15 protein-coding genes are annotated in these 23688 nt (G+C 68.5%); 9 read left to right on the plus strand and 6 right to left on the minus strand.

Features of this window, described 5'->3' with window-relative positions; all coding sequences use genetic code 11:
- Positions 1–90: 90 nt before the first annotated feature.
- The 3 genes from K7711_RS28755 to metH all read right to left on the minus strand — a co-directional run bounded on the left by K7711_RS28755 (position 91) and on the right by metH (position 6164).
- A complete protein-coding gene (locus K7711_RS28755) occupies positions 91–753 on the minus strand; it encodes an HAD family hydrolase (protein WP_222972604.1) in 663 nt (220 codons plus the stop codon).
- Positions 754–927: 174 nt separating this feature from the next.
- Positions 928–2511, minus strand: a complete 1584-nt coding sequence (locus tag K7711_RS28760; RefSeq protein ID WP_222972605.1) for a serine/threonine-protein kinase — start codon at positions 2509–2511, stop codon at positions 928–930.
- A 74-nt stretch (positions 2512–2585) separates the two neighbouring features.
- Positions 2586–6164, minus strand: a complete 3579-nt coding sequence (metH, locus tag K7711_RS28765; protein WP_222972606.1) for a methionine synthase — start codon at positions 6162–6164, stop codon at positions 2586–2588.
- Between the two features lie 207 nt (positions 6165–6371).
- Here metH and K7711_RS28770 point away from each other — a divergent pair, with 207 nt between their 5' ends.
- Complete coding sequence (locus K7711_RS28770; protein WP_040823123.1) at positions 6372–7259, plus strand: PAC2 family protein; 888 nt, start codon at positions 6372–6374, stop codon at positions 7257–7259.
- A 432-nt stretch (positions 7260–7691) separates the two neighbouring features.
- Here the strand turns inward: K7711_RS28770 and K7711_RS28775 are convergent, their stop codons facing one another.
- Positions 7692–8033: a hypothetical protein gene (locus K7711_RS28775; protein ID WP_222972607.1), complete on the minus strand. Its 342-nt coding sequence runs from the start codon at positions 8031–8033 to the stop codon at positions 7692–7694.
- 344 nt (positions 8034–8377) lie between these two features.
- Here K7711_RS28775 and K7711_RS28780 point away from each other — a divergent pair, with 344 nt between their 5' ends.
- From K7711_RS28780 to K7711_RS28800, 5 genes are all read left to right on the plus strand, one after another.
- Positions 8378–9517, plus strand: a complete 1140-nt coding sequence (locus K7711_RS28780; protein ID WP_235747955.1) for an NsdA family TPR-like regulatory protein — start codon at positions 8378–8380, stop codon at positions 9515–9517.
- A gap of 23 nt (positions 9518–9540) precedes the next feature.
- Entirely contained in the window at positions 9541–10305 is a 765-nt protein-coding gene (locus K7711_RS28785; protein WP_222972609.1) for a DUF2127 domain-containing protein, read from the plus strand.
- A gap of 321 nt (positions 10306–10626) precedes the next feature.
- A complete protein-coding gene (locus K7711_RS28790; protein WP_222973097.1) occupies positions 10627–12159 on the plus strand; it encodes a TIGR02677 family protein in 1533 nt (510 codons plus the stop codon).
- A complete protein-coding gene (locus K7711_RS28795; RefSeq protein ID WP_222973099.1) occupies positions 12159–13616 on the plus strand; it encodes a TIGR02678 family protein in 1458 nt (485 codons plus the stop codon). Before K7711_RS28790 ends, K7711_RS28795 begins: the two co-directional genes overlap by 1 nt.
- Complete coding sequence (locus tag K7711_RS28800; protein ID WP_222972610.1) at positions 13616–17851, plus strand: TIGR02680 family protein; 4236 nt, start codon at positions 13616–13618, stop codon at positions 17849–17851. Before K7711_RS28795 ends, K7711_RS28800 begins: the two co-directional genes overlap by 1 nt.
- Positions 17852–17856: 5 nt before the next feature.
- Here the strand turns inward: K7711_RS28800 and K7711_RS49040 are convergent, their stop codons facing one another.
- Both K7711_RS49040 and K7711_RS28810 read right to left on the minus strand, forming a co-directional pair.
- A complete protein-coding gene (locus K7711_RS49040) occupies positions 17857–18696 on the minus strand; it encodes a CPBP family intramembrane glutamic endopeptidase (protein ID WP_222972611.1) in 840 nt (279 codons plus the stop codon).
- Between the two features lie 163 nt (positions 18697–18859).
- A complete protein-coding gene (locus K7711_RS28810; protein ID WP_222972612.1) occupies positions 18860–19519 on the minus strand; it encodes a TetR/AcrR family transcriptional regulator in 660 nt (219 codons plus the stop codon).
- A 156-nt stretch (positions 19520–19675) separates the two neighbouring features.
- Here K7711_RS28810 and K7711_RS28815 point away from each other — a divergent pair, with 156 nt between their 5' ends.
- The 3 genes from K7711_RS28815 (at position 19676) to K7711_RS28825 (ending at position 23673) form a co-directional block, all read left to right on the plus strand.
- Complete coding sequence (locus K7711_RS28815) at positions 19676–20845, plus strand: MFS transporter (RefSeq protein WP_222972613.1); 1170 nt, start codon at positions 19676–19678, stop codon at positions 20843–20845.
- A 258-nt stretch (positions 20846–21103) separates the two neighbouring features.
- Entirely contained in the window at positions 21104–22579 is a 1476-nt protein-coding gene (locus K7711_RS28820) for an amino acid permease (RefSeq protein ID WP_222972614.1), read from the plus strand.
- The gene (locus K7711_RS28825) at positions 22576–23673 is read left to right on the plus strand and encodes an alpha-hydroxy acid oxidase (protein WP_222972615.1); all 1098 of its coding nucleotides are present in this window, start codon (positions 22576–22578) and stop codon (positions 23671–23673) included. The genes K7711_RS28820 and K7711_RS28825 overlap by 4 nt, the downstream gene beginning before the upstream one ends.
- Positions 23674–23688: the final 15 nt, after the last annotated feature.

Below are 23688 nucleotides of genomic sequence, written 5' to 3' on the forward strand. Positions count from 1 at the left end.
TCACAACCGATCGGACCGACCGTCCCGTATGTATCGACATCGGCAATCGGCGGCGACGACGGAACCGATGCGCGAGAACGTGCGGCAGACTCAGACGAGTGCGTCCAGATCGGCGATCGTCAGTCCGATCAGGGAATCGCGGAAGGTGTAGCCGGGTGCGGGCGGCACCGGAATCTCACACGGGATCACCAGCACCGCGCAGCCCGCGGCCGCCGCGGACGCCGAACCGGTCGGTGAATCCTCCACCGCCACACAGTGTTCGGGAGCGATGCCGAGCAGTTCGGTGGCACGGCGATACGGGTCGGGCGCGGGTTTGCCGTGCGCCACCTCGTCACCGCACACCGAGATGTCGAAGTGCTCGCGGCCGAGCGTGTTCAGGCACACCTCGGCGACCTCCCGCTGCGTATTGGTGACCAGCGCGCTCCGCAATCCCGCCGCACGGACCATCCGCAACGCCTCCCGCGCGCCGGGCCGCCAGGGAATCGGACCGGCCATCAACTCGGTCACCCGCCGCTGCAGCCACTCCCCCGCCTCGGCCATCCGCACCGGATCCGGTTCGAGTCCCAGACCGGTGAAGATGATCCGCAGGGCATTCGCCGCGGCGGAGCCGATCAGCGCATGTCTGGTCGCATCGGTCATCTCACCGCCGAGTTCGACAGACAGTTCGCGCACCGCGATGTCCCAGAGTTTCTCCGAATCCAGCAGAGTGCCGTCCATATCCCACAGCACGGCCTTCGCGGCGGGTACGGACACCCGGCGACTCCTTTTCCTCGGATCTGTCGTCCGGAGCCGGTTATCGGCCTCCGGGTGCGTACACCGCCCCCCGAAATGGCTACTTTCCGAGGTGATCACGCCGTCGCCAGACTATCGGCCCGGCACCTGTGACCTGGATCCGGCCCAGCACGGGTAACTCGGCCGGATCAGCGCTCATCCCACCTGGGAGTCGAGGATCACCGTCTGACCGTTGACCGAACCGACCCGGCACCACCGCTGCTCCGAGGTGACCTGTCCGTTCTTGTAGTGGTACGTGACCGTGCCGGTAGCCGTATCGCCGTTCTCGGATACCCCGCTCACCGTCACCGAACTGAATTCACCCCAGAATTGCAGGTAGTTGTCGTATCCGCCGGACGAGGACTGATACCCGGAGGACAGCAGCGGCCACGCGGCTGCCGCATTGCCCGGCAGCATGCCGTAGTAGCTGCTCATGAATCCGGCGGGGTCGGCGGGCGCGGCCGCTGTGGTGGTGGTCGTCGTGGTGGTACTCGACGCCGGCGCGGACGTCGTGGTGCTGTTCGCGGTGGTCGGGGCGGCGCTGCCGGTGCTCTGCGCACCGGCGGCAGGCGGCACGGCCGCGGCGGACGCGGCCTGGGTCGACGATGCCGCGGCGACGGTGTGGTCGTCTCCACCGCTGCGCACCATCGCGACCAACCCGACGATCACCAACACCACGACGACACCGGCCGCCGCGAGAACGAGCACGCGACGGTTGGCCGTCAGGGCGGTCGGCTTCGGTTTGTCGACCGGCGCTGCGACCGGAGTCGTCCCGCCCGGACCTCCCGCACCGATGTGCAAGGTCGGATCGGCCGCATTACCCGCCGCCGCACCGCCCGCCATGACCGTCGTCGCGGCCGCACCGTCGACCGCGGATGATTTCGGCAGGATCTTGGTAGCCGAAGGCGGCAGCACCGGCGCTCGTCCCTCGGCGACCGCCTCGAGTTCCTTCTGCGCCTCGGTCATGGTCGGCCGGTCGCCCGGCTCCGCGGCCAGCAAGCGCATCAGCACCGGAGCCAATGTGCCGGCGCGCTGCGGGGCGGGCACCTCCGCGCGCACCACCGAGTGCAGGACGGCCAGCGGGTTGTCGCCCTCACCGAACGGTGGCTGACCCTCCACCGCCGCGTACAACGTCGAGCCCAGCGCGAACACGTCCGACGGGGATTCCGGATTCTCCCCGCGCGCCACCTCGGGCGCCAGATAGGCGGGCGTGCCCGCGAGAAATCCGGTGGAGGTGACCGTGACATCGCCGACCGCGCGGGAAATGCCGAAATCGGTGATCTTCACCGCGCCGTTGTCCGCGACCAGAATGTTGGCCGGTTTCACATCGCGATGCACGATTCCGGCATCGTGCGCGGCAGCCAGCGCGGCGGCCACCCGCGCGCCGATCCGGGCCGCCTCCTGGGGATCGAGATGTCCCTTCTCCTTCATCAGCGTCGCCAGGCTCGGTGCGTCGACGAATTCCATGACCAGCCACGGCTGGCCGTCCTCCTCCGCGACGTCGAATACCGTGACCGCGTTCTGATGATGCAGCCGCGCCGCGATGCGCCCCTCACGCATCGCGCGCATCTTCGCCTCCAGCGCCTGCGACCGCGTCAGGCCGGGTGCTAGCAGAAGTTGCTTCACCGCGACCGTTCGCCGCAACCGGACGTCACTTGCCCGCCAGACGACCCCCATTGCCCCCGAGCCGATGGGATCGCCCAGCCGGTAACGTCCCGCAATCAGCCGGTCTGATGTCATGTTCTCGTGCCCCTCCTACGCTTGCACGCCGAGCCACCCTGCCACTCTGCGTGAAGCCCGGAAACTCAAATATCTTATGCGTTAAAATATTTCGCTTCCGGATGCAGTAGGACGAACGCATCCGTCGACTGCTCCGGATGCAGTTGCAACTCGTCGGACAGTGTGACACCGATCCGCTCGGATTCGAGAATCGACACCAGTTTCGCCCGATCCTCGAGTTCCGGGCATGCGCCGTAGCCGAATGAGTAACGCGCACCACGATATCCGAGCTTGAAGTACTCCTGCACATCGGCGGGATCGTCGTCGGACACCGCATGCCCGTCCAGCACGAGTTCCTCGCGAATCCGGCGATGCCAGTATTCGGCCAGCGCCTCGGTCAGCTGCACGCCGATGCCGTGCACCTCGAGGTAGTCGCGGTAATTGTCCTGTGCGAACAACTCGTTGGCGAAATCGGCGATCGGCTGGCCCATCGTGACCAGCTGGAACGGCAGCACGTCCACCTGTCCGGTTCGTGCCGCGAGTTCGCGCGAACGGATGAAATCGGCGATACACAGGAAACGGTCGCGTTGCTGGCGCGGGAATGTGAACCGATAACGCTCCGGCGCACCGGGATCCGCTTCGGTGAGCACGATCACCTCATCGCCCTCGGAGACCGCGGGGAAATATCCGTAGACGACCGCCGCATGGGCGAGTACACCCTCGGCGGTGAGCCGATCGAGCCAGTACCGCAGTCGCGGACGACCCTCGGATTCGACCAATTCCTCGTAACTGGGCCCCTCGCCGCCGCGTTGCCCACGCAGGCCCCACTGCCCGAGGAACAGCGCCCGTTCGTCGAGCAGACCCGAATATTCCTGCAGCGAAAGGCCCTTCACCACCCGGCTGCCCCAGAACGGCGGCACCGGGATGGGCAGATCGGCAGCCACATCGGAGCGGGCGGGCACATCCACCGGCACCTCGGCCGCCTTGCGTTCGGCCGCAATGCGTTTGGAGCGTTCGTGCCGGGCCTTGCGCTCGGCGGCCTTCTCCCGCGCGGCGATCGCCTCCGGACTGTCGACATCGAGACCGCCGCCGCGTTTGATCGTCATGATCTCGTCCATCAGGCGCAGGCCCTCGAACGCATCGCGCGCGTAGTGCACATCACCCGCGTAGACCTCGGTCAGATCGTTCTCGACGTACGAGCGGGTCAGCGCGGCTCCGCCCAGCAGCACCGGGAACTGATCGGCCATCCCGCGGGTGTTGAGCTCCTCGAGGTTCTCCTTCATCACCACGGTCGACTTGACCAGCAGACCGGACATGCCGATCACGTCGGCCTTCTTGTCCACCGCGGCGTCCAGGATCGTCGCGATCGGCTGCTTGATGCCCAGGTTGACGACCTCGTAGCCGTTGTTGGACAGGATGATGTCGACCAGGTTCTTGCCGATGTCGTGCACGTCGCCCTTGACCGTGGCCAGCACGATGCGGCCCTTGCCCGAATCGTCGGTGGCCTCCATGTGCGGTTCGAGGTAGGCGACCGCGGCCTTCATCACCTCCGCGGACTGCAGCACGAACGGCAGCTGCATCTGGCCCGAGCCGAACAGCTCGCCGACGGTCTTCATCCCGGACAGCAACGTCTCGTTGATGATCCGCAGCGGCGGCACCTCGGTCATGGCCGCATCCAGATCGGCCTCGATATCGTTGCGCTCACCGTCGACGATGCGCCGCTCGAGCCGGTCGAACAGCGGCAGTGCGGCCAGTTCCTCGGCGCGCGAGGCCCTGGAGGAGGCCGTGGAGACGCCCTCGAACATCGTCATCAGCTTCTGCAGCGGGTCGTAGCCGTCGCTGCGCCGGTCGTACACCAGATTAAGCGCCGTCTCGCGCTGCTCCTCGGGAATCCGGCTGATCGGCAGGATCTTCGAGGCGTGCACGATCGCCGAATCCAGTCCGGCTTCGACGCATTCGTGCATGAAGACCGAGTTGAGCACCTGGCGCGCGGCCGGATTCAGGCCGAAGGAGATGTTCGACAGGCCCAGGGTGGTCTGCACGTCCGGATGCTTGCGCTTGAGTTCGCGGATCGCCTCGATGGTCTCCAGACCGTCGCGCCGGGACTCCTCCTGACCGGTGCCCAGGGTGAAGGTCAGCGTATCGATGATGATGTCGCTCTCGGCCAGGCCCCAGTTGCCGGTGATGTCGGCGATCAGGCGCTCGGCGATCTCGACCTTGTGCTGCGCGGTGCGCGCCTGGCCCTGCTCGTCGATGGTCAGCGCGACCACCGCCGCGCCGTGCTCGGCGACCAGCTCCATGGTCTTCTGGAAGCGCGACTCCGGACCCGCGCCGTCCTCGTAGTTCACCGAGTTGACCGCGCAGCGGCCGCCCAGATGCTCCAGACCCGCTCGCAGCACCGGGGTTTCGGTGGAGTCGAGCATGATCGGCAGCGTCGAGGCGGTGGCCAGACGGCTCGCCAGGGCCTCCATGTCCTTGGTGCCGTCGCGGCCGACGTAGTCGACGCACAGGTCCAGCATGTGCGCACCGTCGCGAGTCTGGTCCTTGGCGATGTCCAGGCACCTCTGCCAGTCCTCGGCCAGCATCGCCTCACGGAATGCCTTGGAGCCGTTGGCATTCGTGCGCTCGCCGATCATCAGCACCGACGCGTCCTGCTCGAACGGGACCGCGGTGTACATACTCGACACACTCGGCTCGTGCACCGGCCGGCGATCGCCCCGGGTCGCACCGCGCACCGCCTCGGCGACCTGACGGATGTGCTCGGGGGTGGTGCCGCAGCAGCCGCCGACCAGCGCCAAACCGAACTCGGTCACGAAACCGCTCAGCGCGGCCGCCAATTCCTCTGGCGTCAATGGGTATTCGGCGCCATTGGGACCCAGCACCGGCAGGCCCGCGTTCGGCATCACCGACACCGGCAGCTTCGCGTGCTTGGACAGGTGCCGCAGATGTTCGCTCATCTCGGTCGGGCCGGTGGCGCAGTTCAGGCCGATCATGTCGACCCCGAGCGGCTCGATCGCGGTCAACGCCGCGCCGATCTCGCTGCCCACCAGCATCGTTCCGGTGGTCTCCACGGTGACGTGGGTGATGATCGGAATCCGGCGGCCCGCCTGGACCATCGCCCGCCGCGAACCAGTCACCGCGGCCTTGACCTGCAACAGGTCCTGGCAGGTCTCGATCAGGATCGCATCGGCACCGCCGTCGAGCATGCCCAGCGCGGCCTCGGTGTACGCATCGCGCAGGGCGGCGAACGGCGCATGGCCCAGCGTCGGCAGTTTGGTACCCGGTCCCATGGAGCCCAGCACGTATCGCGGAGTGCCCTCGGCGCCCGGACCCATCTCGTCGGCGACCTCGCGGGCCAGCCGGGTGCCGCGCTCGGACAGATCCCGGATCCGGTCCGCGATGTCGTAATCGGCCAGATTGGGCAGATTGCAGCCGAATGTGTTGGTCTCCACCGCATCCGCACCGGCCTCGAAGTAGGCGCGGTGGATGTGCCGCAGCACGTCCGGACGGGTGTCGTTGAGGATCTCGTTGCAGCCCTCGAGGCCGCGGAAGTCGTCCAGCGACAGATCCGCGGCCTGCAGCATGGTGCCCATCGCACCGTCTCCGATCACGACACGCCGGGCGAGCGTGTCGAGCAAGGTGGTATCGAACTCGGCGCGAGGGGACACAGACATGTACTAGAGGGTAATGGGAAGCACGGACAAGTCCGACGACAGCGCCGGGCCTCAGGCGCCGGAAGTGGTCCGCGCCACACTCGATCCGGCCACCCGGTCGGCCCGCCACACGGTATGCCCGAAATTCGCAACCGGCCCCGCCCAACACGGACACGCTGTCGGCAATATGCCATGAACAGCAGGGCCTGTACACCGTAGGCTGACCGGGTGAACGCCAGTGCATCACCCGATCCGGACCTGCCGACGTTGCGCGATCCGGTGCTCGTCGCCGCCTTCGAGGGCTGGAACGACGCCGCCGACGCCGCCAGCGGCGCCATCGAGCATCTGGAACTGATCTGGGACGCCGAACCTCTCGCCGAACTCGACTCCGAGGACTACTACGACTACCAGGTGAACCGGCCGACGGTCCGCCAGGTCGACGGCGTGACCCGTGAGATCCAGTGGCCCGCCACGACGCTGTCGGTGTGCTCGCCGCCGGGCAGTGAGCGCGATGTGGTGCTGTTACACGGGATCGAACCGAATATGCGATGGCGCAGTTTCTGTGACGACATTCTCGAACTCGTGGAGCAACTGCGGGTGACCACCGTGGTCATCCTCGGCGCGCTGCTCGCCGATACCCCGCACACCCGCCCCGTCCCGGTCACCGGAACCGCCTACAACAAGGAGGCGGCCGAGCAGTTCAGCCTCGAGCAGACCCGCTACGAGGGGCCGACCGGGATCACCGGCGTCCTGCAGGACGCCTGCGTTCGCGCGGGCGTCCCGGCCGTGTCGTTCTGGGCGGCCGTGCCGCACTACGTCTCGCAGCCGCCCAACCCCAAGGCCACCATCGCCCTGCTGCACCGGGTCGAGGAGGTTCTGGACATCGAGGTCCCACTGGGTGAGCTACCCGCCCAATCCGAGGACTGGGAGTCCGCGGTGGACGAGATGACCGAGGGTGACGACGAGGTCAGCGAGTACGTGCGCTCGCTCGAGGAACGCGGTGACGCGGCCGTCGACCTGAACGAGGCCATGGCCAAGATCGACGGCGACGCGATAGCCGCCGAGTTCGAGAAGTACCTACGCCGCCGCGGCGGACCCGGCGGATTCGGGCTGTAATTCCGGTCTCGGCAACTTTGGCCTCCGCTTCGCTCCGGCGGGCCGCGGCCCCCCACGGCTCGATTCTTCCCTCCCTCCGCTCCCCCGCTTCGCTCCTGGCGCTCCACTCAGTCCAGAATCGACCCGGGCCGCGGCCTTCGGTGTTGGCGTTGTCGAGGGTGGGCGGGCCTGGGTTGTCCGCGGGTCGGCGTTGTTCGGGGCGGGCGGGCCTGGGTTGTCCCCGGGGTCGGCGTTGTTCGGAGTGGGCGAAACGAAGGAGCCCATGGGGCTGTCCACGGACGCGCCCAGCGGCGAAGCGTCTCCGTGCGCCGGAACTCGCCCGCGAAGCGATAGGCAAAACCACAGCACCCCAAGGTTTTCGGCGCGGCGCGCCGTTCCGGGGGCGCCGCGTAGGCGACGAAGGAGCAAGCGGCGCCCCCGGAACGGCGAGCCCTAGGGCGCCGAAAACTCGCCGGAGCGAAGCGGAGGCAAATTAGATACCGTCCAGACTCTTGCTTCTGCTTCGTCGGCCAACTTGGCCAGCAGGATCTCGCGCGGGATGGTCTGTCCTGCCAGGTGCTCCAGGGACGGGACCACGACGTGGTGTGCGTCTGCGCGCTTGAGTTCGGCGGTCAGCTCCGCGAAGGCGGTGCCGTCACCGGTTGTCGATTCATGGAACGTCGCGGCGAAGCACATCCCCGCAGAACTGGCGAGGCTGCACATGGCGTCCTCGAGCTCCTCGGAGTCGCCTCCGGCCAGTTCGTCACGCACATACCCGTAGATCAACGCTTCCACCCGAACCTCCGTTGGGATCTGGATAGGGATTCGCTGTTCTGTTGTCGGACCCCCGCACGTGGCGGGGCACTGCTCGACGAGATATCGCTGCTCGTTCGATCCGATACCACTGCTTCGGCGGTACCGCGCGGGCCGGAAATCGACCCGCTTCGAGCATGCGCCATCGACAAATGTAATTGCAGATGTCAATGCGCTGACATTCGGATGCCCTATCCGGGCCATCTGGAGTTAACTGGTGGGATACTGACCGCGTGGCCGCTGGTGACGATCGACCCGTCTGGGCAGTCAGGATGCGTTCAGAACGAGATGCCAGGGGGTGGTCACAAACCGAAGCGGTTCGCGCGATGCGCGCCAAGTCCTCGCACAATCTGCCGACCGACAGCACGTTGCTACGCAACTGGCGGCGGTGGGAGTCGGGCGAATCGCGTCCGGACGAGTTCTACGCGCCGATCATCGCCGCTGCCTTCGACACCGTCACCGCGGCGTTCTTCCCCAAGGCCCGGCCGAGCCGGGACGACGAGTTGCTGTCCTCCACCGGGATGGACACGCTCGAGTTCCTCGGCCGGCTGCGCATGTCCGACGTCTCGGCGGCCACCCTGGACGCCATCCGGATCACCGCCGAGCGGCTGTGCTGCGAATACCCGTGCAGCGATCCGCGCACTCTGCATGCCGAAGGCACCGCGTGGCTGCGGCGCATCACCTCCCTGCTGGACGGCCGGTTGACCTTGGCGCAGCATCGCGAGGTGCTGGTCCTGGCCGGATGGGTCGCGCTGCTGGTGGGTTGCCTGGACTACGACCTGGGCCGACGCACCGAGGCCGAGGCCACCCGCCGCGCGGCGCTGTCCCTGGGCCAGGAGGCCGACCACGTCGAGATCGTCGGCTGGGGCGCGGAGATGGCCGCCTGGTTCGCCCTCACCCAGGGCAACTACCGCGGCGCGATCGACGCCGCGGGCGCCGCTTTGGCAAGCACTCAGCAACTCGCCGTCGGGGTCCAGCTCGCCGCGCAGCAGGCCAAGGGCTGGGCACGGCTGGGCGATCGCACGGCGATGGAGGCGGCGCTGCGGCGGGGGCGCGCGATCCTGGAACGCCTCGACCATCCGGTCAACCTGGACAACCACTTCGTCGTGGATCCGCAGAAGCTCGACTTCTACGCCATGGACTGCTGCCGCGTCATCGGTGAGGACCAGTTGGCGCGAAACTATGCGCACCAGGTGCTCCGGGCCTCCACGGGCCCCGGTGACACCGTCCTCAAACCCATGCGGGTCTCCGAGGCTCGGCTGACCCTGGCCGTGGTGGCCGTGCGCGAGGGCGAACTCGACCGGGCCGTGGACGAGGGGCTGCGCGCATTCACCGGAACCCGGCGCTCGCTGCCGTCGCTGATGTGGATCGCGGGCGAAACCGCACGTGAGATGATCGCGCACTATCCCGAGGACGCTCGCACCCACACCTACCTCGACCAGTTGCGTGAGGTGGCAACACCGTAACCGGGCCTTGTTACGCTCCCCCAATGGATTTCAGTCTACGGTCCTGCTCGTGGCGGGGGCATGCCACCTACGCGCCCGACGAGACCGAACTCGCTGCACGCCTGCATGTTTCGACTCCGGCCGGAGTCGCGTGGCGGTGCCTGCGCTGCGGCAACTTCGTCGTCGGTGATCCGGTGGGCAGCGGTCCGGCCGACGAGGCGCCGGAGGTGCCGCGCGGGCGGCTGCTGCGGGACCGGTTCATCATGCGGTTCCTGGCGATCGAGCGCATTCTGCGCGGTCTGGTCTTCGTCGCGCTCGGGGCGGGGGTGTTCAAGGTGCGCAATTCGCAGCATCAGCTGCGCGCGGCCTTCGACAAGGAGATGCCACTGATCCAGCCGCTGGCCGATCAGATCGGCTGGAATCCGGACAATTCGAAGATCGTGCATTTCATCGAACAGGGCTGGAAGCTCTCGCCGACAGTGCTCACCCTGATCGCGGTCGGACTGCTGGCCTACGCTGCGATCGAATTCATCGAGGCGGTCGGGCTGTGGCTCGCTCAGCGCTGGGGCGAGTACTTCGCGGTCATCGCGACCGCGATCTTCCTGCCGCTGGAGATCTACGAGCTGACCGAGAAGATCACCGTGTTGCGCGCGGGTGCGCTGGTGATCAATGTCGCTGCGGTGCTGTGGCTGCTGTGGTCCAAGCGACTGTTCGGAATCAACGGCGGCGGGCGCGCGTACCACGCCGAACACAACGAGGCGAGCCTGCTCACGGTGGAGCGGTCGGCCGTCGCGCTGCCCGCGTCCTGATCGATGACGCCCGACGCGTCGCGGGCTCGGCGCGCCGATGCCGGGGACGCGTCGTCGCCCGCGGGCATCGGTATTACCCTCGACCCGGTGACCGAGTCCGCTGAAGGATTGCTGCCCGACGCCGCGCCCGCGACGTCCCGGGGTGGGTCCGCGGTGACGCGCACCTCCGGGACGGTCGCGCCGGACCCGGACACGAACCGATCAGCGCAGGATTCGGGCCCGGCCGCGACACCGGGGGCACTGTTCGACGGTGCGGCGCTTCCGCGCGGTCGCGTGGTGTTCGCCCCGGCGGGGATCGACGCCGCGGCGGCGGAGGATCGGTTGCGGCTGTTCACCTTCGCAACGGCCGAGAAGCGCGGCGAGTATCTGTGGGTGTTGCGGGCGTTCGATCAGGCCCGCGCCGCCTACGTGGTGCTGCTGCACGCCAACGATGTCGCCGATACGCTGACCCGATTCCCGGACGCGCCGCGACTGTCCGCGGCCGAGGTGGGGCCGCTGCTGGAACAGCTGCATCAGTGGGGTGTGCTCGAGCGCAGCTACGACGGCACCCGCGCGGCGACCCTGGCCGAATATCGCAACCGGCACTTCGTCTATCAGTTCTCGCAGAGCGGATATCACGCCTATCGCGCGGTGTCGGAGGTTCTCGGCGCACGCTTGGACGAGGCCGCGTTGTCGCGATTGGTCCTGCCGGAGTTGCTGACCGATCTACAGGCCCTGGCTCAGGCCAACCGCGCCGGTGACGCCGAACGCGTCTACCGGATCCTGAATCGTCTCGATACCACCCTGTCCGAACTGGCCGAACGCGCCGCACACTTCTATCTGACCCTCGGCGATCTGGTGCGCACCACCGAGGCGACGCCGGAATCCTTTCTGGCACACAAGGATGCGCTGCTGGCGCATATGCGCGAATTCAGTATGGATCTGGCGCGCTTCGCCCCGCGGCTCGCGGCGGCGATCACCGAGGTCGAGGAGACCGGCGTCGAGGAGATGATCGCGCGAGCCGGGGCCTGTGACGAGCGGGTGCTGCTCGGTGTGGCCGATCGCGAGGAGGATTGGCGCGACCGCTGGCGCGGGCTGCGCGGCTGGTTCGTCGCCACCGCCGCGGATATCGCTGCGGGCGAGGGCAATTCGGAGGCACAGACCAGGTCCGGTGCGGGCCAGACCGAGGCCGAACGGCTGCGCGATGCGACGATGAGCGCCATCGCCGCGGTGCTCTCGCTGTTGCGCCGGGTCACCGAGACCCGCAAGGGCGGGGTCAGCCGGGAATCCGCACTGCGTCATCTGGCCGGGTGGTTCACCGCGACACCGACCGCCGAGAGCGCGCACGCGCTGTTCGACGCGGTCTTCGGTCTGGGCCGTCCGCGGCATCTGTCGATGGAACATCCCGACGCCGATATCATCCCCGCGATCCGATCCTGGTGGGACGCACCCCCCTTGGAGATCGCGCGAACCCTCGCCGAGACCGGGCGGCCACCGACACCGGGCGCGCCGTCGCGCATCGCGCGCAACGACGCGGGTATCCGGCGGCTGCGTCAGGCCCAGTTGGACGCCCAGCGCGCCCGTGCGGCCGCCGCGCAATCGCTGGCCGCCGCCGATCTGCACGAACGCGTACTGGACGACGGCGAGACCGAGGTGCTGCTGCGCCTGCTCGACGCGGCCTCGACCGCGTGGGTTCCGGTGAGCGGGCGGACCGGCACCTCCGGATCCGACAGCGGGGTCACCCTGACGGTCTCCGAACATCCCGGTTCCACCGTCGTGCGCACCTCGCGCGGGCTGCTGCACCTGAACAACCGGCGACTCGAGATCCGTGAGAACGGCCGTGCCCGAACGTCTTCCCCGGGGGCGCGCTCGTGATCCACGCCCGCACAATAGATTCGCTCACCCTGGACAACTATCAGCGCGCTGCCCGGGTGATTCTGGCCAATCATCTGGTGACGCGCAGTTATCCGGATCGGATCGCCCTGCCGCTGCTGCGTCGCTGGGCCACCGAACTGCGCGAGGATCTGGCCGAACTGTTCGGCTACCGGCTCGAGGTCACCGAGACCACCGCCCGGTTGTTCCCGGTGCTGGATCGGCTCGATTCGGGCCGTCCGGCGCGCACGCCGGGTGATCGGCTCTTCGACCGGCGGCGCTATGCGTATCTGTCGCTGGCGCTGGCCGCACTGGGCCGGGCGGGCGATCAGATCACCCTGTCCGAACTGGCCGATCAGGTTGCTTCGTATGCGACGCGGGTCGACGGCCTCGAATTGTCCACCGATCGTGCCGCCGATCGCGATGCGTTCGTCGACGCCGTGGCCTGGCTGGGCGCGCGCGGAGCGCTCACCCTCGCCGATGGTGACGCCGGGGGTTGGGCCGCTGATCCGGAGGCCGGTGAGGCGCTGTACGACATCGATCGGGCCGTGGTCTTCGCGATCTTCCGGCCGCCGCGCGTGCTGCAGCATCTGCAGAGTGTGCGCGGGCTGTTCGAGGACGAATCCGACAGCGGCCCCGGTGTTTCCACACCGCAGGCACGAGCCGCGGATGCCCGCCGGGTGCGGCGCGCACTGGTCGAGCGGCCGGTGGTGTACGCCCAGGAACTGACCGAATCCGAGCGGGTGCAGCTGGGTACGGAGAAGGTCGTCGCCGAGGTGGAGCTGCTCACCGGGCTGCGGGCCGAGCGCCGCGCCGAGGGCGTCGCGCTGATCGACACCTCGGGGCGTTTCTCCGATGTCCGCTTTCCCAGTACGGGCACTCTCGCTCAGGTCGCGCTGCTGCTGGTCGGCGAGATCGCGGATCTGGTGCTGGACATCGACAATCCGGTCGAGCGCCGCCACCGACCCGCACCGGCGCGCACCCTGATCGACGCGCTGGACGAGGCGATTCCGGAGTCGACCGTGTTCACCCCGCTGGTCATTTCCGCTGATCCCGCTACCGCACAGGATGATTCGGATGAGGCGGACGCGGAGGAATCCGGCGAGGTGGAGCAGGAGCCGGGGTATCCGGTGGTGCCGATGTCCTGGATCCGCGAAACCGTCCAGGCGCTCACCGATCGCTACGGGTCCACCTTCGCCGCGCAGTGGCAGGCCGACGTCCCCGGCCTGACCCGGGAGGTCCTCGCGCTGCTCGAGCGGCTGCACCTGGTCGAGCCACTCGCCGTCGAGGACGAGACGGGTTCCGGCGGAACGGATTCCGATCCCGGTCTGTTGATCCTGCCCGCACTGGCCCGCTACCGCGGCGCGGTGGTCACGGTCCGCACGCGCGCCAAGAGCGAACTGTTCGCCTCCGCGACCGCTCTCGGCGACCACGCCTATCCGGCACAGAAGGGGAGTTGATGGAGCTCATCCACGGCGGCGTCCGATTCGTACCCACACGGGCGGGCATCATCAACCTCTGGGACTATCGCGATCAGGAATTCTGTTTCGCCGATGGGCGTCTGGTGCTGCGCGGGCCCAACGGGTCCGGTAAGACCAAGGGCCTCGAGGTGCTGTTCCCCTTCGTGCTCGACGGTCGGATCGAGCCGCGCCGGCTCAATCCGTTCGCGGGCGAGGAACGCACGATGAAGTCGAATCTGCTGTACCGCAAGCAGGAATCGGCGTACTCGTACGTGTGGATGGAGTTCGCCCGCGGGCGACGGGCGGATCCGGAGGTCGTCACCGTCGGGATCGGGATGCGCGCGACGCGTTCCTCGGACAAGGTGACGCGCTGGTATTTCGTCGCCGACGGCCGGGTGGGGGTCGACTTCTCCCTGATCGGACCGGACGACCGGCCGCTGACCCGCAAACAGCTGGCCGAGCAGATCGGCACCGACGCCCTCACCGATCGTCCGGTGGACTATCGCGCCGCCATCGACGCGCGCATGTTCGGGCTCGGGGTGCAGCGCTACGACCAGCTGATCAACCTCATCCTGACCCTGCGCCGCCCGCAGTTGGCCAAGAACCTCGACCCGCGCGGACTGTCGCAGGCGCTCACCGACGGCCTGCGCCCCCTGGACGAGCAGCTCATCCTGGACGCGGCCCGCTCGTTCAGCGATATGGAGGAGGTCGGCCGCACACTCGAGGGCCTGGTCCAGGCCGACACCGCCACCCGCGCCTTCGTCGGGGTCTACCGGAAATATCTTGCGGTGCAGGCCAAGAGCGATGCCGATCAGGTTCGCGGACGCATCGACACGGTGACGCACGGCAGCACGGCACTGTTCGCCGCGACGGCGCTGCGGGAGCGTCGCGAGGGTGAGCGCACCGCCGCCGAGGAGCGCGCCGAGGCCGCCGATCGCGCCTACGAGCAGGCGCTGACCGACCGGGAGACGCTGCAGCGTTCCAGCGCGTACGAGGGCAAACAGCAGCTCGACGACCTGGCCGACGCGGTGCGCAGGCTGGAAACCTCCGCTGCGGTGCACAGGGACAAGGCGACGAAGGCGCAGCAGGCGGTCGATCAGCGCGCCGAGGAGGCCGAACGTTCCCGTGCCGCGGTCGAATCCGCGACGGCGGCGTTGTCCCGGGGCGAGGATGAATTGCGCACGGCCGCCGAGGAGGCCGGTATCGCCTGGTCGGCACTGCCCGAGCAGGCCCGCGCCGAACAGCTCACCACGACCGTGCGCAGTCACGCCGAGGAGCGCGACGCCGACGTGCGCGCGGTGCGCGGTGCGCTGACGTTGGTCGACACCGCCGCCGCGGGACGTTCACGCGCCGAACGTGCCGCGCAGCGCGCGATCGAGCAGCGCGACACCGCCGCGGCCGCACTCGCGGAGGCCGAGGCCACCGTGACCCTCGCGCGGTCGAATACCGCTGCGGCACTGCGTGACTGGTGGGAGGAACATCGCGAGGTCCACGAGCCGGTGCACGCGGGACTGTTCGAGGCGCTCGATGCCGCCCTGGCCGCCGCCGGTTCCGATGACGCGGCCACCCTCACCGAAATTCTCGCCGAGCACACCGAACCGCTCACCGAGCAGATTCGCACCCAGCGGCAGCAGTATCGCTCCGCCGCCGAACAGGCCGGGGCCCGGATCGCCGAACTGCGGGCCGAACGGGACCGGGTCGCGGCCGAGAAGGAGGACGCCCCACCGTCTTTCGCCGCACGCACCGACTCGCGTGCGGAGCGCCCGGGTGCGCCACTGTGGCGCCTGGTGCGCTTCGCCGACGACGTCTCGCCCGAACAGGCCGCCGGCATCGAGGCAGCCTTGCAGGCCGCCGATCTGCTGGACGGCTGGGTATGTCCGGAAGATGCGCTGCCGCCGCATGATTCGGATCAGTTCCTCGTTCCGCTGCCGCCGCATCACCGCCCGACCGGACGCACGCTGGCCGATGTGCTGGTCGTGGAGGATGATTCGGATGCCCTGACCGTGCCCCGCGATGTCGTCTCGGGCGTGCTGTCCTCGATCGCCTTGTCCGAGAAGGTCATCCACGATGACGTCGCGAGTCTCGGGGCGGCCGACGGCCCGACTCCTCCGGTGACGATCGACGCCGACGGACGATACCGCCAGGGCGTACAGCTGGGCCGCCACACCAAACCACATGCCGAATTCATCGGTGCGACCGCGCGTGCCGCCCGCCGCGAACTGCGTCTGGCCGAACTCGCGACCGCCGTCGAGACCGCGCAGGCCGCCGAGCAGGAAGCCGCCGACCAGCAGCAGGAGGCCACCGCCCGGCTGACCCGAATCACCGCCGCCGCCAAGGCATTACCCCGAACCCACGCGGTCACCGCCGCACTGCGGGCGGTCTCCGAGGCCGCGGGCATGCTGCGTTCGCGGGCCGAGGCCGCGGCACAGTCCGAGGGCGATCTGGATCAGGCGGTCGCCGAATTCACCACCGCAGACAAGAAGGTTCGCGGCGTCGCGGCCGCCCATCGCGCGCCGCGTGGTCCGGCCGAACTCGATGCCCTGGCCGCGGCGATCCGGCATTTCGAGAACACCGGTACGGCCCTGTTGCGCCTGCGCGGGGAGCATCAGCGCGATCACGAGCGGGCCCGCGAGAGCGACGACCGCCTGGCTGAATCCCAGGATCTGGCCGAGGCTTTCGCCGAGGAGGCCGAATCGGCGCGCGCCGGGTACGAGGAGCAGTTACGCAAACTCGACACGCTGCGCGAGGCGTTGGGGGCGGGTGCGGCCGACATCGATCACGAACTCGAACAGGCGCGGATGCGGATCGAGGCCGCCCGCGCCGAGCAGAAGGCCGCCCGCAAGGCCGCCTCGGACGCCATCGAGGCGGTCGGCTCGGCCGAGGGCGCCTACCGGGCCGCGCACGACTCGCTCGGCACCGCCCTGACCGAACTGCTGGCCGACGTGAAACACCTTGCGCCCTATGCCCGTCCGGATCTGCTGAGCCTGCTCGGCGCGCCCGAGCACTGCCGCTGGCCCAGTACCGAGGCGGCCTGGTCGACGCCGGAGCAACTGCTGTACCGGATCGAGACCGGCGGACCGGAAGCCACCCCGCGGGTCCTTCCCGAAGAGGTGCAGGAGCTGTTCGACGGCCTGTGCGCCGCCACGGCGTCGGTGCGCGCCGGTGAGGCGGCCCGCAAGTCCACCCGCAGCGCGGTGACCGCGGCGCTGCAGGAATTCGACGCCGCCCTGGCCGCGGCCCGGCAGGACTACCGGCTGCAGTGGGACGCCGCCGACGGGCTCACCGTCGTACAGGTGCACGACGATCAGGGTGCGGCCGCGCTGGCCGATTTCGCCGACCGCATCGCCGGGGCGCGCTCGGATCAGGAATTGCTGCTCACCGACGCCGAGCGCCGCATCCTCGAGGACGCGCTGCTGACCGGTCTGGCCCAGCAGATCCACGAACGCACCAGTGACGCACGCGATCTCATCACCCGCATGGGCAGCGAGATGAAGCAGCGCCGGATGTCCTCGGGCAACACCATCGGCGTGCACTGGGTACTGGCGGACAACCTGTCCGAATCCGCCCGCGCGGTGTGCAAACTGCTGGACCGCGACGCCTCGGAGCTGAGCCCGGAGGATCTGGCCGCCGTACGCGCCCACTTCGCCGCGGAGATCCGGACCGCCCGCGCCGCGCACCCGGAACGCTCGTACCCCGAAATCCTGGCCACCACACTGGATTACCGGACCTGGCGAGTGTTCTCGTTCACCCTGATCACCGCCGACGGCAGTGAGGACCGGCTCACGGTGGCCCGGCACAGCGCCCTCTCGGGCGGCGAACAGTCGGTGTCCCTGCATCTTCCGCTCTTCGCCGCCGCGCACGTCATGCTCGATTCGGCCGATCCCCAGGCTCCGCGCCTGCTCGCCCTGGACGAGGCGTTCGCCGGCGTCGACGACAACGGCAAGAGCGAATTGCTCGGTCTCTCAGTCGATTTCGACCTGGACCTGTTCATGACGGGCTACGACCTGTGGATCACCTACGACCACGTCCCGGCCTGCGCACACTACGACCTGGCTCATTCGGCCGCGGAGAACACCGTCAGCGCAACGCTTCTGGTGTGGGACTCGCGCGATCTGCTGGCCGAACACGACGGCTCCGACCTCACCGCGGCACTGGGTTCGCCGGGCCGCCGTCGAGTGCCGCACACCGTCGAGGGAGCCATAACCCTGGACGAGGCAATGGAACTCACCTCCTGACGGAGTCAGTGCCCGTACAGCAGCATCTGCCGAACCGCGTCGTTGAACGCGTGCGCAAGGCTCGGCACCGCCAGATTGCCACTGCGCCGCCACCACAGCGACAGCGGGACACCGATCAGGACCTGCAGCGGCAGGACCAGGATGATCGTGCGGACGAGGCCCGCATGCAGGCTCACTACCGGAAGGTGCCACAGAGCCCACAGGATCGAGAGCCCGAGAGCGGAACCCCCGTCCGCCGGCTCGCCCGGCCGGTGCAGATAGGAATCGAGTGCGCCGCGGAAGAACACCTCCTCCATGACGAAAACCACGGGCACGTACAGCAGCATCCACTCGGCGAAGGTGAGTAGTCCGAGCCACGGCGACGGGAACGGCATGCCGAAACCCACTGTGTTGTAGAGCGTGAGCAGCACACCGGTGCCTCCCGCGACTGCCATACAGCGCAGCGCGCGACGCCAACCGTCCCGTCCCAGGGCCCGTAGCGACCACGCGGCGGCCAGTGCGCCGGGAATCGTCATCAGGAGATATCCGCAGACCGCCCAGTCGAGTGGGCCGCCGTGTTCGATGTGAACGATCAAATCCGCAACAACCCGAACCAGTTTCACCGTCGGATAGATCAGCAGCACCACGAAGATCGCCAGGACCGTCGCGTCGATCCGCGGCGGGTGCTCATCGCGGACCCACAGCTCGCGAATCGGTCTGCGCTGCAACACCAGTGGAAACAGCAGCGTGAACGGAATGCCCAGCAGCAGGTATGCCTCTGCCCCGAGATGGAGTGCGAACCCGAGCGCGATGTTCGCGGCGACCACCGCGCCGACCACCGCGAACCGCCCGACACGGACCGGCACCGTCGGGCCTGCCCTCTCCTCGGATGCTGCTGCGTCACGAAATTCCGTGCTCGACAATAGTCTTCATCCCCCCGTGTGCAGATCTGTCGATCAAGCATGCGTCATCGGCTCGAGCCCCACAAGCCGCTCGGGACGCAACCACCCCGACAGACTGCGCGCCGGATCACGGTCCGCACTGCTGCGACCGCATCGCAGCAGGTGACTGTGGCGCGGATCCCTCGTCGACGCCGAGTGCGCCCGCGACGGCCCGGGTGAGGTGGTCGACGATCTCCGCGCCGCTCCAGCGCCGGTGCTCGGCCAGGTCGTAGACGACGCGTTCGTCGAAGATGGTGATCCACAGCAGGACCGCGTAGGTGATGTCGAGATCGGGCGCCAGGCCGTCGCGGATCAGCGCCTCGAGCACTTCGGCGAGAATGTCGTGCAGGCCGGTGATCGCCTCGTCGCCGCCGGCGAGCCGCTCGATGAATCCGCTGCTGCTGCGGATGTAGCGCACCGCCGAACCCCATTGCATCGACTGCTCCACCCAGGTGCCGCAGAATCGGTGGAACCGGCCGAGCGAATCGCGTTGTGTGCCGGGCTCCGCAACCGCGGCGTCGATCAGCGAGAAGGCCTCCAGCAGTTGCGTGATCGCCCGGCGGTGGAACGCGGCCATGGCGTCCTGCGGGGTGGGGAAATGCCGGTACGCCGTGGCCACGCCGACGCCCGCCACGGCGGCGAGTTCGGGGATCGAGAAGCCGACTCGACCGGCCCGCAGCAAAGTGTGGACGCCGTCGACCAGCAGCACTCGGCTGCGCTGGGCATCGCTGCGGGTGTTCACGGGCACGATTCCATCCTGCACAAGCGCGTCCGCCGGCGTGCCGGGTGGGTCGAAAACGGTGGGTGCGACATCGGGCGGTGCTCGATTCCTCGTTCGAGTAGAGAAGTTCTTCTCAGTTATCTATCATCTCAATCGAGAAGATCTGCTCATTTAGGGGGCGAGATGCGGGTAGCGGCACCGGGCGCGCTGTTGGTGCTGATCATGGCGCAGCCGAACATGGCGACCGGCATGATGCCGTACTACCGGCACGCCTGGGCACTGGCCCCGCTGCTCATCACGGTGATCTTCGCCGCGTACCTGTTCGCACTCACCCCGACGCTGGCAGTGCTCGGAACACCGCCCGCACGCACGGGGTGGTGGTGGCGGATCGGGCTCGGCAGCGCCTTCGGCATCGGCGCGGATGTGGCCATGGCACTGGCACATTCGGCCTGGCCCGCCTGTCTGGCGCGGATCTGCGCGGGCCTGTCGGTGGGCCTGGTGACCGGCTCGCTGGCCGGACTCATCCTCGAACGCCGAGGTGAGCGCGGGCGCACGGCCATGGCGACCGCCACCGTATTCGGTTCCGCGCTGGGCACATTCGCCGCCGCCGCGCTGGCGCAGTATCTGCCCGCACCGGGAGTCACCGTCTATCTGGCGCATGCGGTCACGCTCGGGCTGGTGGCGCTGATCGTGCTGTCCGATCGCGGCGGGCGCGTCACGGCCGTCGCACGTGGCGCCGCACCCGTGCCCGGCGCGGATGAACCACCGATCGCCGGATATCTCACCGGAATCGCCGCGTGGGTCTCCGCCGGTCTGGTCGTCGCCCTGCTGCCCAGCTACGGCGCGGAGTTGCTGGGTACCCGGAACCTGACCCTGCTCGCACTCCCGGTCACGCTGTATCTGATCTGCGCCTGGCTCGCCCAGCGCGCGCTGCCGCCCCGCGTCCTGCCCGCCGAACCCGTTGCCGCGCAACTGATCATCATCGCGGGCGTCGCGATCGCCGCAGCGGTGTCCTGGGCTCCGAGCCTGCCGCTGCTGCTGTGCGGCGGCGCGATCGCGGGATGCGGTCAGGGCATCGCCTATCGGACCGGGCTGCGCATCGTCAGTGCCGCCGCGACTCCGGATCGGCACGCCCGGATCGCCTCGCGCTTCGCCGCCGTGGCCTATCTGTGCGCGGCGGTCGGCACCGTCGCGCTGGGCGTCGTTGCCACCGTCTGGTCGATGCGCGACGCGGTTCTGGCCGCGGCGGTCGTACTCGCCGCAATTGCCTTGGCCACCTGGATGATCCGCCGCCGCGCAGTGCTGCGTGCCGTGCGACCCACGCCCGTTACACAGACCTCGACAACCGCATAAACGAACCCGCACCGCATTCTCCGTCTGCTTCCCCGAGCACCGTCCGCTCTCGCGAAATTTACCGGAAATATCACTGCGGCACGACGCACGGAATTGCCGCCGTGCGCATTCCTTCATGCCCAAATATCCTGCGTCGCAACGCATTTGCCGAAACACCTCGAAACGGGTTCGTTACCTGCGTTCACCGGGACACAAAATTCGATTGCTTCACTGGAATACACGAGAACCAAATACATTCCCAGCGAATGGATTCCGATCATGGCAGCACCCACCCGGACCCCGTCGATCGCCCGCCGGACGAACGCATTCCGCGTCCGCACCACCGAGGCATCGATCGCCACCACCGAAAACACCGGCGGCACACTCAAACGCACCCTCGGCCGCACGGATCTGATCGCGATGGGGGTCGGCACCATCATCGGCGCGGGCATCTTCGTCACCACCGGCGTCGCGGCCGCCACCAAGGCCGGACCCTCGATCATCCTGTCCTTCGTGCTGGCCGGAGCGATCTGCGTACTGGTCGCGCTGTGCTACAGCGAGCTGGCCTCGATGACGCCGGTGTCCGGCAGCGCGTACACCTACACCTATTCGACGATGGGCGAGGTCCCGGCATTCCTGGTGGGCTGGAATCTACTGCTCGAATACGCCGTGGCCGCAGCCGCGGTCGCGATCGGCTGGTCGGGACTTTTCAACGCCACGCTCCAATCATTGTTCGGCGTAACGCTTCCCAAGGCGATATCCAGCGGGCCCAGCGACGGCGGCGTGGTCAATCTTCCGGCAGTGATAATCGTCGGCGTCATCGTCGCCGTACTCGTATTCGAGGTGAAAATCGCGGCGGCCGTGGTGAAAACCCTCGTCACACTCACCATCGCCGTGCTCGCACTCGTCGTCGCGATCGGTGCGCCGCATGTGCATCCGGGTAATTGGGAACCGTTCGTCCCGTTCGGCGTCAACGGTATCGCCGCCGGGGCCGCGCTGGCATTCTTCGCCTATCTGGGATTCGACGTCGTGGCCACCTCGGCGGAGGAAACCCGCAATCCGCGCCGGGATCTGCCCTGGGGAATCATCGGGTCGGTCGTGATCGCCACCATTCTGTACGTCGCGGTGAGTGCCATATTGACCGGTGTCGCACCGTATTCCACCCTGAACAACGCCGCGCCGGTGGCGACGGCCCTGGCCGCGATCGGCGCGGGCTGGATCGGCAAGGTCATTCTGGTGGCGTCGGTGATAGCGCTCACCAAGGGTCTGCTGATGGTGTTCTACGGTCAGACCCGGCTGGTATTCGCCATGGCCCGCGACGGTCTGGTGCCCAAGGCACTGTGCCGCACCGGTTCTCGCGGTGTGCCGGTGCGGCTGAGCCTGGTGCTGGGTGCGGTGATCGCGGTGGTGGCCGGGCTGCTGCCGATCGACACCGTGGCCGAACTGGTCAATATCGGCGCCCTGTTCGCGTTCGTCATCGTGGCCCTGGGCGTACTGATCCTGCGCCGCACCGATCCGGGCCGCACCCGCCCCTTCCGGACGCCGCTGATGCCGATCGTGCCGCTGCTCGCCATCGCCGGATGTGTCTGGCTGGCAACCACGTTCGCACCGTTGACCTGGCTGCGATTCGTGATCTGGAGCGCCGTCGGCGTTGTGCTCTACCTGACCTACGGGCGCAGACATTCGGTCGTCGGCGGTGGCCGCGCACCCGAGCCCGCCACCGACGAAGCCACCGTGACCGGAGGTGCCGCATGACCGCCCAACTCGACAGCTTCTACCCCACCCGCGTCGACTTCGGCACCCTGGCGGAGATTCACCGCGCCGCGGCCGCGGCCCTGCCCCCGGACGTCTTCGATTTCGTCGAAGGCGGTGCGGGCAAGGAGATCACGTTGCGTGCCAACGTGGCCGCCTTCGACCGCTGGCGCATCCTGCCCGAACCGATGAGCGGGGTCGGGACGCCCTCGACCCGCACCGAACTGCTCGGCATCGAACTCGACACACCGGTCCTGACCGCACCGTTCGGCGGCGACGCCCTCTTCCACGCCGACGGCCACCTCGCGGTCGCCCGAGCCGCACAGCGGCACGGCGCACTGTCGATCGTGCCCGAGGCGGGCAGCTTCTCCTACCAGCAGGTGCACGCGGCCGCACCGCGTGCCGCGCGCATCGCCCAGCTGCACCCGTTCGGGCATGCCCCCGCCGAGGCGGATCGCCTGGCGCACGCCGGATTCGAGGCCCTGTGCATCACCGTGGACTGCCCGGTCGGCGGATTCCGCACCCGGAACATGGGCAATCGCTTCGATCCGGATCAGCGCCTGTTCGCGGGCAACCTCACCGGGGAGAACGGCGCGCCCGGCGTCGCGGAGGTGTTCGGGCAGCTGCTCAAACAGGGCGGCGCGGTGTGGAATTGGGATCAGCTCGCGGAAGCGGCGGCGGGTTTCGGGCTGCCGTGGATCGCCAAGGGCATTCTGACGCCGGCCGCGGCCGAACGCGCCCTCACCGTCGGCGCCTCGGCGCTGGTGGTCTCCAATCACGGTGGCCGCCAGCTCGATCCGGCTCCCGCCAGTCTCGAGATGCTGCCGGGCATCCGTGCGGCGGTCGGGCCGGATCTGCCGATTCTGCTGGACAGCGGTGTGCGCACCGGCAGCGACATCTATCTGGCCCTCGCGCTCGGGGCCGACGCCGTCATCATCGGCCGGGCCGCCATCTACGGGCTGGCCGCCGCCGGGGAGGCCGGGGTCGATCGAGTGCTCGCGCTGCTGAACGAGGAACTGCGCACACTCATGATCCTGTCCGGCGCAGCCACTCTCGGCGATATCGATCGCACCCGGATCGTGCGGGCCCCGGCATGAGGGGCCGGGGCCGCA

Origin of the sequence: Nocardia coffeae (assembly GCF_019890715.1) — a bacterium.
Lineage (GTDB): Bacteria > Actinomycetota > Actinomycetes > Mycobacteriales > Mycobacteriaceae > Nocardia > Nocardia jiangxiensis.